The sequence below is a fragment of the Limnochorda sp. genome (genome assembly GCF_047459355.1).
Classification (GTDB): Bacteria; Bacillota; Limnochordia; order Limnochordales; family Limnochordaceae; genus Limnochorda.
The window spans coordinates 26447-38771 of sequence record NZ_VSCV01000016.1 but is presented as its reverse complement, the minus strand read 5'-3'; the positions used below and the strand labels follow the sequence as shown (position 1 = coordinate 38771).

8 protein-coding genes and 1 pseudogene are annotated in these 12325 nt (G+C 71.5%); 6 read left to right on the top strand and 3 right to left on the bottom strand.

The features are described from left to right. Nucleotides 1-54: 54 nt before the first annotated feature. Nucleotides 55-1323: an MFS transporter gene (locus FWJ67_RS07160; RefSeq protein ID WP_414482662.1), complete on the bottom strand. Its 1269-nt coding sequence runs from the start codon at nucleotides 1321-1323 to the stop codon at nucleotides 55-57. A 376-nt stretch (nucleotides 1324-1699) separates the two neighbouring features. On the opposite strand from FWJ67_RS07160, the gene FWJ67_RS07155 reads away from it, so the two are divergent. From FWJ67_RS07155 to fbp, 4 genes are all read left to right on the top strand, one after another. Further along, nucleotides 1700-4081, top strand: coding sequence for a glycoside hydrolase family 31 protein (locus tag FWJ67_RS07155; RefSeq protein ID WP_414481985.1), 2382 nt, complete (start codon nucleotides 1700-1702; stop codon nucleotides 4079-4081). 153 nt (nucleotides 4082-4234) lie between these two features. Then, entirely contained in the window at nucleotides 4235-4612 is a 378-nt protein-coding gene (locus FWJ67_RS07150; protein WP_304171612.1) for a RidA family protein, read from the top strand. Continuing rightward, nucleotides 4609-6555, top strand: a complete 1947-nt coding sequence (locus tag FWJ67_RS07145) for a bifunctional homocysteine S-methyltransferase/methylenetetrahydrofolate reductase (protein ID WP_304171614.1) — start codon at nucleotides 4609-4611, stop codon at nucleotides 6553-6555. Before FWJ67_RS07150 ends, FWJ67_RS07145 begins: the two co-directional genes overlap by 4 nt. A 234-nt stretch (nucleotides 6556-6789) precedes the next feature. Beyond that, the gene (gene fbp / locus FWJ67_RS07140; RefSeq protein WP_304171617.1) at nucleotides 6790-7941 is read left to right on the top strand and encodes a fructose-1,6-bisphosphate aldolase/phosphatase; all 1152 of its coding nucleotides are present in this window, start codon (nucleotides 6790-6792) and stop codon (nucleotides 7939-7941) included. 38 nt (nucleotides 7942-7979) lie between these two features. Here the strand turns inward: fbp and FWJ67_RS07135 are convergent, their stop codons facing one another. Then, nucleotides 7980-8774, bottom strand: a complete 795-nt coding sequence (locus FWJ67_RS07135; RefSeq protein WP_414481986.1) for a cell wall hydrolase — start codon at nucleotides 8772-8774, stop codon at nucleotides 7980-7982. Between the two features lie 178 nt (nucleotides 8775-8952). Continuing rightward, the gene (locus FWJ67_RS07130) at nucleotides 8953-10038 is read right to left on the bottom strand and encodes a 6-phosphofructokinase (RefSeq protein ID WP_414482661.1); all 1086 of its coding nucleotides are present in this window, start codon (nucleotides 10036-10038) and stop codon (nucleotides 8953-8955) included. 135 nt (nucleotides 10039-10173) lie between these two features. Here FWJ67_RS07130 and ytvI point away from each other — a divergent pair, with 135 nt between their 5' ends. Next, nucleotides 10174-11253, top strand: a complete 1080-nt coding sequence (gene ytvI / locus FWJ67_RS07125) for a sporulation integral membrane protein YtvI (RefSeq protein ID WP_304171623.1) — start codon at nucleotides 10174-10176, stop codon at nucleotides 11251-11253. After that, nucleotides 11250-12317: pseudogene (locus FWJ67_RS07120) on the top strand (A/G-specific adenine glycosylase); the annotation flags it as partial. The gene ytvI and the pseudogene FWJ67_RS07120, both read left to right, overlap by 4 nt. Nucleotides 12318-12325: the final 8 nt, after the last annotated feature.

Here is a 12325-nt window from a genome sequence, read left to right as displayed (position 1 = left end):
CGCCTCAGGGCCAGGACCCTAGGCCCCGAGGGAGTCCACCTGGGCCGCCCCAGCTCAAGGCGAGGGAGCCTCCGTCGGAGCCTTGGCCCGCACCCGCTCGGGCTCAGGCACGTTCCGGAAAAAGAGGTAGAAGAGGGACGTCCCCAACACGTAGGCCACGGTGGTGAGGGTGAAGGCCCCCGTGAAGTCCCACCGTACCTGCATCCAGCCGCTCACCACCGGCCCCAGACCCCCCCGTCCCAAGGACCCCAGCATAGCGTGGAGGCTGGTGAGGGTCGCCCGCTGCTCGGGCCGCACCTGCTCCAGGAGAAAGGCGCTGGAAACGGGTGAGGCCATGTTCATCAGGACCTGGCGCATGTAGTAGGCCCCGATGACCAAGGGCAGGTGGCGGGAGTAGGCCAGGAGCAGGAGGAAGGGGATGGAGGCCAGCTCGGTCACCACCACTGTCCGGACCTTGCCCAGGCGCTGGCTCAAGCGAGGGGTCACGAGGGTCGCCAGGGCCGTGGCCACCGAACCCAGCGCGAAGAGGATCCCTATCTCCCCCGGGTCCATGCCGAAGCGGAGGTTGAAGAAAAGCTGGAAGAAGACCACCATCGCGCCCGCGCCGAAGGCGATGAGGGCCGAAGGGAGCAGGAGGCGGAGGAAGAGGCGGGCCTCCGCCCGGGTCTGGGGCAAGGGGGAGCGGTGGCCCAAAGGCGCCTGGCTTCGGATGAGGAGGGTGGGCAGAGCAGCGGCCGCCATGAAGGCGATGGCCACCCCGAAGGTGGCCCGCAGGGGCCCCGGGCTGCTGGGACCCACCTGCCAGCGGGCGGCCAAAGCTTCGGGCAGGGAGCCGGCCAAGAGGCTCCCGATGAAACCCGACCCCATCATGATGGCCGAGTGGACGGCGAAGAGATGGACCCGGTTCTGGGGCGTGCTCTCCGCCATCAACAGCGGCGGCCCGAGGACCCAGGTGCAGGCCCAGGCCAGGCCCCGGAGGATGGAGAAGCCGATCAGGGCGGCGGGGGCGGGCCACAAGGCCATCCCGCCCAGGGCCACCACGTTGAGGAAGGCGCCCGCCACCAGGAAGGGCCGGTACCCGATCCGGTCAGCCCAAATGCCGATGGGAAGCCCCACCAGCAAGACGGCGATGGAGGGCACCCCGTTGACCAGGCCGATCAGGTCCCGGCCGTGGCCCAGGCTGTGGAGGTAGAGGTTGAAGACGAGGTTGAGCATGTCGAAGCCGATGCTGTTGAAGAGGGTGTAGGCAAGAAATGCCCGGGCTGTGGGCGTAAAACTCCTGAGCACCGGCCCGTAGGACCACCGGGCCAAGGGTGCCGCCACCTCCTTTCGGATCCTGCCCATCATGGGGCAGCCCCGGCGCAGGCCGGGGCCTCCCTTCCCTTCGGCGCCCGCGGTTTGAGAACCTCCGCATCCAATTGCTTCGCGTTCCACCGCCACTTCCCCGGTTGCCGGCCGCGTGCCCTGCGCGAGGCTAGGGGCGGACGCCACCGCCACCCGGCGGGGCGTTCAGGCCCGGATGCGGGGAAGTCCCCCGGTGGACTCCCCCACATCGGCTCGCCCATTCGGGTCTGTCGCGGGGGCGCCAGAAGGCCGCCCCCGCGGCGCGTCGCTTCTCGTTGCGGGTGGGGCGACCGTGTGCTAGAATGGCCGTAGCGAAAACGTTTGCACTCTTTCCAGGGAAGGAGCGGTTGGTGCCATGGACCCCGCCTACCGGGCCCTCGGACGGGCCCAGTCGGTCCGGTGGACCTCGACCGGCGTGGTGCTGGAGGCGCCCCCGGCCCGGCTCGAGATCCGTTGCCTGGCCCCCGACCTGATCCGGGTGGAGCTGATCCCCCGACCCGACCTCCCCGAACCCCTCCCTTTCAGCCGAAGCGAGACGGAGTTTCCCCCACCAGCCGTCACCCAAGAGGAGCAGGACGGCCGGCTCATCTTGGCCACCGAGGCCGTCCGGGTGGAGATCGAGACGGATCCCATCCGCCTCACCTTCCGCGATGGGGAGGGGCGGGTGATCGACCGGGACGACCCCGAGCTGGGCATGGGGTGGCGGTACGAGACGGTCCACACCTTCCGGCAGGCCCAACCCGGGGAGCGGGTCTACGGTCTGGGGGAGAAGACGGGGCACCTGGACAAGCGGGGCCGCCGGTGGACCATGTGGGCCCGGGACGTCCTGCCCCACCTGCCCACCACCGACCCGCTCTACCAGGCCATCCCCTTCTACCTGGTCTGGAAGGAGGGCCGGGTCCATGGCTTCTTCCTGGAGAACACCTTCCGCAGCCACTTCGACATGGACTCGGACGGAAGCGGCCGCTACCATATCTGGGCCGAGGGCGGCCGGCTCGTCTACTACCTCCTGGCGGGTCCCACCTTCCCCCAGGTCTTGGAGCGGTACACCCAGCTGACGGGCCGGATGCCCCTGCCACCCCGGTGGAGCCTGGGGTACCACCAGAGCCGCTGGGGGTACCTCACCCAGCAGGAGGTGGCGGAGGTGGCCCGCACCTTCCGGGAGCGCCGCCTCCCCTGCGACGTGATCCACCTGGACATCGACTACATGGACGGCTTCCGGGTCTTCACCTGGCATCCCGACCGCTTCCCGGACCCCGAGGCCCTCTGCGCCCGCCTGAAGGAGCAGGGCTTCCGGGTGGTGACCATCGTCGACCCGGGGGTGAAGAAGGACCCTTCCTATGCCTTCTTCCAGGAAGGGCTGGAGGCGGGCCTCTACGTCGAGGCGCCGTCGGGGGAGCCCGTCACAGGCCAGGTCTGGCCCGGCGAGGTCCACTTTCCTGACTTCCTCCAGGAGCGGACCCGGCGGTGGTGGGGTGACGCCCACCGGGCCCTCCTCGATCGAGGGGTGGCCGGGATCTGGAACGACATGAACGAGCCGGTCATCTTCGATGCCCGGGATGAGGACCGGACCCTGCCCGAGACGGCCGTCCACCGGACGGACCAGGGGGAGGTCCGCCAGCACCGGGAGGTCCACAACCTGTACGGCCTCTTGATGGGGAAGGCGACCTACGAAGGGCTCCGGCGCCTCCGCCCTGAGGAGCGGCCCTTCCTCCTCACCCGGTCCGGCTTCGCGGGCATCCAGCGGTACGCGGCCGTCTGGACGGGCGACAACTCCAGCTGGTGGGAACACTTGGCCATGTCCATCCCCATGCTCCTCAACTTGGGGCTCTCGGGGGTGGCTTTCGTGGGCCCCGACATCGGCGGCTTCTCCGAGGACGCCACGCCCGAGCTGATGGTCCGGTGGATGCAGCTGGGCGCCTTCTATCCCTTCTGCCGGAATCACAGCGCCAAGACCTTCCGGCGGCAGGAGCCCTGGACCTTCGGCCCCGAGGTGGAAGCCCTGGCCCGGGAGGCTCTGGAGCTCCGCTACCAGCTCCTGCCCTACCTGTACACCCGCTTCTGGGAGGCCCACACCCGGGGCTGGCCCATCATGCGGCCCCTGGTCTGGCACGCGCCCGACGATCCCGTAGCCGCCCGGACCGAGGATGCCTTCTTCGTGGGAGCGGACCTCCTGGTGGCGCCGGTGCTCCAGCCGGGGGCCCGGGAGCGGCTGGTCTACCTGCCCCAGGGGGAGTGGGTCGACTTCTGGACGGGGACCTGCTATGAGGGCGGGGCCCACCAGGTGGTGGAGGCCCCCCTGGAGCGGATCCCCCTCTTTGTCCGGGCCGGCGCCGCCCTTCCCTTGGGCCCGGTCATCCAGCACACGGGCGAGGCGGGGTGGGCCCGGCTCATCCTGCGCCTCTTCCCCGGCACCAGGCCGTCCCGCTGGCAGGGCACCCTCTACGAGGACGACGGCGCGAGCCTGGCCTACGAGCAGGGCGTGAGCAGCCGGCGGAGCCTCCAGGTGACCGTCGAGACGGACCGGCTGCTCCTGGAGGTGGGCGAGCCCCAAGGGCCCTACCGGCCCGACCGGGAGGTGATCCAGGTGGAGCTCCCCTTCCTGGCGGAACCTCCCCGGCAGGTGCGCCTCGACGGCCGGGCCGTCCCGACGGCCACCCTGGTGGATCGGGAGCGGAACCTTCTCCGGGTGGCCCTTTCCCAGGAAGGCGCCCACCGGCTGGAGATCGCCTGGTAAGGGACCTTTCCCACCGAATCCCAGAGACCGGCACCGGCCAGCAGGGTTGGGCCCCTGGGGCCCGAACCTTTGCCGCAAGCCCTCGGGCCCCGGGCCGGTCTCTGGCGCGCCGGCCGCCGGGCTCGGGGAGGACCGACCGCGGAGGTGAGCGGTGTGGAGTGGGAGAGGATCGCGACCCCGGACGCGCCGGCGGCCATCGGGCCCTACTCCCAGGCCGTCCGGGCAGGGGAGTGGCTCTTCGTCTCGGGCCAGATCCCCTTGGATCCGGCGACGGGCCAGCTGGTGGACGGGGGGGTGACCGCCCAGGCCGAGCGGGCCTTCCGGAACCTGCAGGCGGTGGTGGAGGCGGCCGGGGGCCGGCTGGAGAACGTGGTGAAGGTCACCCTTTTCCTCACCGACTTGAGCCACTTTGACGCCGTCAACCAGGTGTACGCCCGCTTCTTCACCCACAAGCCCGCCCGGGCCACCGTGGGCGTGGCCGCCCTGCCCAAGGGGGCCCTGGTGGAGGTCGAGGCGGTGGCTCGCCTGTGACCGCCCGCGGCGCCGACAGCCCCCGGGCCCGCTTCCGCCAGGCTCTGGCGGAGCGGGTGGTGCTGGCCGACGGGGGCGTGGGGACCCAGCTCTACCAGCGGGTGGGCGGCCCCCGGGGGAACCTGGACGGGCTCAACCTGAGCCAGCCCCGGGTGGTGGAGGAGGTCCACCTGGCCTACATCGCGGCCGGGGCCGACCTGATCGAGACCAACACCTTCGGGGCCAACCCCTTCCGCCTGCGGGCGTACGGCCTGGAGGAGGAGGTCTGGCGGGTCAACCTGCAGGGGGCCAAGCTCGCCCGCAGCGCCCGGGAGATCGCGGGCCGGCCCGTGCTGGTGGCCGGGGCGGTCGGCCCCGTGGGCTGCCCCCTGGAGGCCCTCGGCCCCTCGGGGCGCATCCAGGTCCGGGACGCCTTCCTCCGGCAGATGGAGGCGCTCCTGGCCGGCGGGGTGGACCTGTTCATGGTGGAGACCATGCTGGATGTGGAGGAGCTGCGCCTGGCGGTGGAGGCGGCCCGGAGCCTGGCGGCCCTCCCCGTGGTGGCCCAGGTCACCTTCTCCGGGGGTTTGGAGCCGGTGGCGACGGGTCAGGCCCAGGCCCTGGTGCGGCTGGTGGAGGAGCTGGGCGAGGCGGCCCCGGATGTGGTGGGGATCAACTGCGGGGCGGGGCCGGGCCCGGTGGTGGAGGCCCTGGGCTGGCTGGAGCCCCTACGAGCCCGGGGGATCCCCCTCTCCGCCCTGCCCAACGCGGGCCTTCCCGCCCGGGTGGATGGGCGGCTTCTCTACAGCGCCTCGCCTGCCTACCTGGCCAGCCTCCTGCCCGCCATGCTCCAGCAGGGGGTCCGGCTGGTGGGGGGCTGCTGCGGCACCACCCCCGAGCACATCCGGGCCTTGCGGGCCCAGCTGGATGCCCTCCAGCCCAGCGGGGCCCTACCCGGCGGCCGGGCCGAGCCGGTGGAGGCCCACCCGCCGCCCGTTCGGGTGGTCCCCCCGCCCGAGACCGAGGCCCCGCCGGAAGGGGAGACGGCCAGCCCGATTCTGGCCGCCCTGGCCCGGGGGGACCTGATCAGCGTGGAGCTGGACCCGCCCCGGGGCGTGAGCGTCACCAAGCTCTTGCAGAACGCCCAGATCCTCCGGGAGGCCGGCGTCACCTGCTTCAACGTGGCCGACTCCCCCATGGCCCGGGTGCGCATGGCCTCCCTGGCCGCAGCCCGCCTGGTCCAGGAGGCGACGGCCCTCCCCGCCATCATCCACTTCACCACCCGAGACCGGAACCTGATGGGGATCCAGGCCGATCTCTTGGGGGCCTGGGCCTTAGGCATCCGCCACATCCTGGCTGTCACGGGGGATCCGCCCACCGTGGGCAACTACCCCCACGCCAGCGCGGTCTACGACGTGGACTCCATCGGCCTGGTCCGGATCCTTCAGACCCTCAACCGGGGCCACGACCTGGTGGGGAACCCCATCGGCGTCGCGCCCGCCTTCACCATCGCCGTCGCCCTCAGCCCCAACGCCCCCGACTTGGACCGGGAGCTCCGCCGTTTCCGGGAGAAGCTGGAGGCGGGGGCGCACTTCGTCATGACCCAGCCCCTCTACGAGGTGGCCCCGCTGCTGCGGATCCTGGATCGGCTCGGGGGCTGCCCGGTCCCCATCGTCCTGGGGGTGATGCCCCTCCAGAGCGCCAAGCACGCCGAATACCTGCACAACGAGGTGCCGGGGATCTCCATCCCCAAGCCGGTCCGGGAGGCCCTGGCCCGGGCCGGAGACCGGGGGGCCGAGGTGGGGATCGAGCTGGCCGCCCAGGTGCTGGAGGAGGCCCGGCCCCTGATCCAGGGGTGCTACGTGGTCCCCTCCTTCGGCCGGGTGGAGCAGGTGGCCGGCCTCATCCGCGCCCTGCGCCAGCAGGCCGGGTGGGCCCTCCCTGCGGACCCGCCCCCCTCCTGACGAGCCTTGGTGGCAAGGATGGAAGACGCCCGGCCGGCCTGCTGGGGCCGGCCGGGCGTCCGGTGGTTCGGGGGTCTGGGAGCCGGTGCGGCTTGGGGCCTCTTCCGCCGCTGGCCCTCCCGGCCCCGGTGGGATGCCCCCGACCCGGCGCGCTGTGGACACATGATCCCGGCGGCGCGGGCATATGGCCTGAGGGGGAGGCGGGGGCGCGCAACGGTTAGAGGAGGGCGACCGGTGACGACCTTGAGTGTGATCAAGGCTGACACGGGAGGCTTTGTGGGCCACTCGGCCACCCATCCGGACCTGGTGGCGACGGCGGAGGCCCTCTTGCGGACCAAGCAAGAGGAAGGCCTGCTCCTCGACTTCCACGTGGGGCAGGTGGGCGACGACATCGCCTTGATCATGAGCCATGGCCGGGGCCGGGAGGATGAGGCCATCCACCAGCTGGCCTGGGAGGTCTTCCGCCAGACCACCGAGGTGGCCAAGAAGCTCAAACTGTACGGCGCAGGGCAGGACCTCCTGGCCGACGCTTTCGCGGGCACCCTCAAGGGGTTGGGCCCGGGGGTGGCGGAGCTGGAGCTGGAGGAGCGCCCCAGTGAACCGGTCTTGGTCTTTCTGGCCGACAAGACCGAACCAGGGGCGTGGAACCTCCCCCTGTACCGGATCTTTGCCGACCCCTTCAACACGCCCGGGCTGGTCATCGATCCCCAGATGCACGACGGGTTCGTCTTCGAGATTCTGGACCTGAAGGCCGACCGGGTGGCCCACTTCACCACCCCCGAGGAGAGCTACGATCTCCTCCTCTTCCTGGGCGCGCCCAGCCATTACGTGGTCCGGCGGGTGCTGCGGGCCCGGGACGGGGAGGTGGTGGCCGTCACCTCCACCCAGAAGCTCTCCCTGATCGCGGGGCGGTACGTGGGGAAGGACGACCCGGTGATGATCATCCGGGCCCAGAGCGGCTTCCCTGCCGTGGGGGAGATCCTGGAGGCCTTCGCCCGGCCCCCCTTGGTGGGCGGGTGGATGCGGGGGAGTCATGTGGGCCCGCTCCTCCCCGTGAGCTTCCAGGACAGGGCCGTCAGCCGCTTTGACGGCCCGCCCCGGGTCACCTGTTACGGCTTCCAGCTCAACCGGGGCCGGTTGGTGGGCCCGCGGGACCTTCTGGGCGATGTGGCCTTCGACCGGGCCCGGCGGGTCGCTTTGGAGATGGCGGAGATGATGCGGAGCCAGGGACCCTTCGAGCCCCACCGGCTCCCCCTGGATGAGATGGAGTATACCTCCATGCCCCAGATCATGGCCCGGGTGCAAGACCGGTTCCAGCCTGCCGACCAGGCCGGGCCGGCCCGGGCCGCCGCCCGGGGCGGGCTGGCGCGCCGGGGCGGGCGCTGAGCGCGCCCGCCCCAGCCGCGGCTTCCCGGGGAGAAGCCCTAGGGGATGCGGAAGAAGAGATGGTTGCCGATGGCCGCGGTGACGGGCTGCTGGCGCACCCACTGGTTGCTGGTCTTGGCCGGGTTGTAAAAGCCCAGGGCTCCGTTGGTGGGATCCCAGCCTTTGAGCGCGTCCAGCACCGCCTGCCGGGCCGTCTCGGTGGCCGGCAGGTAGATCCGCCCGTTGGCCACCGGGCTGAACTGGGGAAGGCCGTTGACGTACTGGAAGATGACCCCAGAGACGGTGTCGGGGTAGCGGGGGTCCCGCAGCCGGTTGAGGACGGTCGCGGCCACGGCCACCTGGCCCTCGTAACTTTCACCCTCCGCCTCCGCCGTCACCAGCCGGGCCAACAGGTCCAGGTCGCTGGGCGAGAGGTGGATGCCGGAACCAGGGGGTGGGGAGCCGCCGCCCGGGTTGGACCCCGCACCCGATCTGGGCACGGCCAGCACCTGACCCACCAGGATGAGGTCGGTGCCCCACAGGTTGTTGGCCTGCCGGAGCTGGGTAACGGTGGTCCCCAGCCGCTGGGCGATCAGGTAGAGGGAGTCCCCTGCTTGGACGGTGTAGGTGTGGCTCAGACCCGCCGGCAGGCGGAGCCAGGTTCCGGCCCAGATCTCGCTGGTGTGCCAGAGGTTGTTGGCCGCCCGGAGCTTGTCCACCGTGGTGCCAAACCGCTGGGCGATGGTGTAGAGGGAATCCCCGGGCTGGACCACATACCCTTGGGCGGCCGCCGGCCCGCTGAAGGCCAAGACGGCGAGCAGGACCGGCACCAGGAGAAGGCGACGCACGTCCATCCAAATCCTCCTTCAAGGGCGTTCTCAAGCGAGCGCGTCAGGGACGCGCTGGGAGCCCAGGAAGACTTAGACACGGCGTGCAGGCCTTACCTGTGGGAGTGATTGGCAAGAGGCCGGACCAGAGCGCGCCGACCCGCCGGGTCCGGGCCCCCGGCGGGTCGGGAAGAAGGACGAGGCCTTACCGGTCGCCGAAGCTGATGCCGATGGCCCGGGCGGCCATCACCTCGGGACCGTCGACGGGCACGGTCCGGATCCCCGTCTCCACCTGATCCAGGGGGACCGCCTGGATCTTCCCCTGGCGGAGGGCCACCAGCTGGCCGTACTTGCCCTCCAGGGCCAGCTGGGCCGCGTACGCCCCCAGCTGGGTGGCCAGAAGGCGGTCGTAGGGGGACGGGCTGCCACCCCGCTGGATGTGCCCCAGGACCGTCACCCGGGTCTCGATGCCCGTCTTCTCCTCGATGAGCTCGCCCACCACCTGGCCGATGCCGCCCAGGCGGACCTGCTCGTGGCTGTCGGGGACGGTCCGCTGGACCACCCGCTCGCCCTCAGGCGTCAGGGCCCCTTCGGCCACCACCACGATGCTGAACATCCGTCCCCGGGCCCGGCGCTCCAGGATGGTCTGAGCCACCACGTCCGGATCCCAGGGGATCTCGGGGATGAGGATGACGTCGGCGCCGCCGGCGATGCCGGTGTAGAGGGCGATCCAGCCGGCGTACCGGCCCATCACCTCCAGGACCATCACCCGGTGGTGCGATTCGGCAGTGGTGTGGAGCTTGTCCAGCGCATCGGTCGCGGTCTGCACGGCAGTGTCGAAGCCGAAGGTCTGGTCGGTGGAGGGCAGGTCGTTGTCGATGGTCTTGGGCACACAGATGGCCTTCAGCCCCACCCGTTCGGCCAGCCCGCGGGTGACGGCCATGGTGCCGTCGCCCCCGATGGCGATGAGCCCTTCCACCCCCAGCTTCTCCAGGTTGGCCATCACCTGGGCGGACATGTCCTTCCGGACGATGCGCCCGTCCTCCTCCACGGGGAAGGAGGCGGGGTCGTACCGGTTGTCGGTGCCCAGCATGGTGCCGCCCCGGGGAAGGAGCCCCGCGATCTCGTTGGGGCCCAGCACGATGTAGTCGTTCTCCACCGCGCCCCGGTACCCGTTCCGGATCCCGACGACCTCCCAGCCCTGCTGGTTGGCCGTCCGGACCACGGCCCGGATCACCGCGTTGATGCCGGGGCAGTCGCCACCCGCACTGAGAATGGCCAGTCGAGGCATCGCTTTCACCCCACCCCGCTAGAGTCGTGGTACAGTTCTCGGTAACCGCCCAATCTCCTCTGCTCGGTCCGCGGCAGGGCTCCGACCGGGCCGGAACGAACCTTCTGGGACGAGTCGTGAACTGGGGGGATGGCCGTGCGGTCCGTCTGGATTCTGGTGCTGGCTCTGGGGGCCTGGTACCTCTTCGGGAACCGCCTCGTGCTGGCGGTGGCCCCCTTCCTGCTGGCGGCCCTGGCCAGTCCCTTTCTCCATCCCCTGGCAGGCTGGATCCGCCGCGGCCTCCGGCTGCCCCGGTCCCTCGCCGTCCTTGCTAGCCTCCTCTTAGTTCTCCTCCTGCTGGGCGGGCTCCTGGTGGGCGCCACCCTCCTCCTGGCCGCCCAGGTGAGCGACGGGCTGGCGGCCCTTCCCCAGCACCTGGACAGCCTCCGCCGCCACGGGGAGGCCCTCATCGAGCGGATCACCGAGTGGTACGGCCTCCTGCCGCCGGAAGCCCTGGATTTTGCCCGGGAAAACGTCCAGACCCTGGTGGGGGCCCTGGAGGGCGCGCTCCTGGCCGCGGGGCAGGCCGTCTTGGGCATGCTGACCGCGGTGCCGGTCTTCCTGGGCGTGCTGGTGGTGGCGCTCATCGCTACCTATTTTGTCACCCGGGACTGGGAACAGGTGAAGGGGGCGGTCGTCCAGCTCATTCCTCCCCAGAAGCGGGAACTCGTCCGGGGGATGCCCGCCCGCCTCTGGACCGATGCGCTCCGCTACGTGCGGGCTCAGGTGATCCTCATCCTCATCAGCACCTTCATCTCCCTGGTGGGCCTCCTGCTCCTGGGGATCGACCAGTGGCTCATCCTGGGGCTGGTCGGGGGGCTCTTGGATGTGATGCCCCTGGTGGGGCCGGGCTTGCTCTACGTCCCCTGGGCCCTCTACCTGCTCCTCACCGACCGGGTGGGCTTGGGGCTGGGGCTGCTCGCGGTCTACGGCGGGGTGAGCGCCATCCGCCAGCTGGTGGAGCCCCGGGTGGTGGGCGGCTCCATGGGCATCCATCCCCTCCTCACCCTGGGCACCCTCTATGTGGCCACCACCCTCTTCGGGCTGCCTGGGCTTCTGCTGGCCCCCATCATCATCATCCTGGGCAAGGCCGCCTGGGAGTCGGGGCTGATCCCCTGGTTCCGGGAGGCGGCCGCGGGCAGAGACGAACGGCCTGAGGGGTCGGCTCCCTCATGATGATCCCCGAGAGCCACCCCTCGGGATCCCTGCCGGAGCTGGCCCGCCGGCAGGCGGAACCGGCCCGCTGGCGCGAGGCCCTCCACACCACCCTGCTCGCTTGGTACCGGGAGCACGGCCGGGCTCTGCCCTGGCGGGAGACCCGGGATCCCTACCGGATCTGGCTCTCGGAGGTGATGCTCCAGCAGACCCAGGTGGAGCGGGTCATTCCCTACTACCACCGGTTTCTCCAGCGGTTCCCCGATCTGGCCGCCCTGGCCGCCGCCCACGAAGACGAGGTCCTCAAAGCGTGGGAAGGGCTGGGCTTCTACCGCCGGGCCCGCCTCTTCCACCAGGCGGCCCGGGAGCTGGTTGGGGAAGGGGGCCAGGTGCCCGCCGATCCCGAGCGCTTCCGCCGCCTCCCGGGGGTGGGGGCGTATACGGCCGGGGCGGTCCTCAGCATCGCCTTCGGCGTGCCCCTGCCCGCCGTGGACGGCAATGCCTTCCGGGTCCTGAGCCGGTGGAGCGGCCAGAGGGGCTCCCGGGACGATCCGGCCAGCTGGCGCCAGGTGGAGGCCCTGGCTGGGTGGCTGGTGCCCACCCAGGCCCCGGGCGAGTGGAACCAGGCCATCATGGATCTGGGCTCCCTCCTTTGCCTCCCGGGCGCGCGGGCCCGCTGCTCCGCCTGCCCCGTCGCCTCCCTCTGCCAGGCCGGAGTCCAGGGCCTGGCCGCCCAGATCCCCGCGCCGGGCCGGCGGAGCCCCGTGCAGGAACGGGTGCTCCTCTTGGGGCTCCTCCGCCACGGGGGCCGGGTCTTGGTCCGCCAGCGCCCCGCGGAGGGGCTCTTGGCCGGGTTCTGGGAGCTGCCGGGGGTGGAGCTCCCGGCCGGCCAGCCCGTGGGCCCCGACTGCCTGGCCCGGGAGCTCCAGGGGTGGGTGGGCCTGCCCGTCCGGGTCTTGGGGCGGCGCCTCCGCTACACCCATCGCTTCTCCCACCGCCTCTGGCGGGTGGAGCTGTGGGAGGTCCGCCTCAGGCAGGCGGGCCCAGGCGGGCCCGCCCTGCCGGTGGGCGGGGGGTTCGCCTGGGTGGAGGC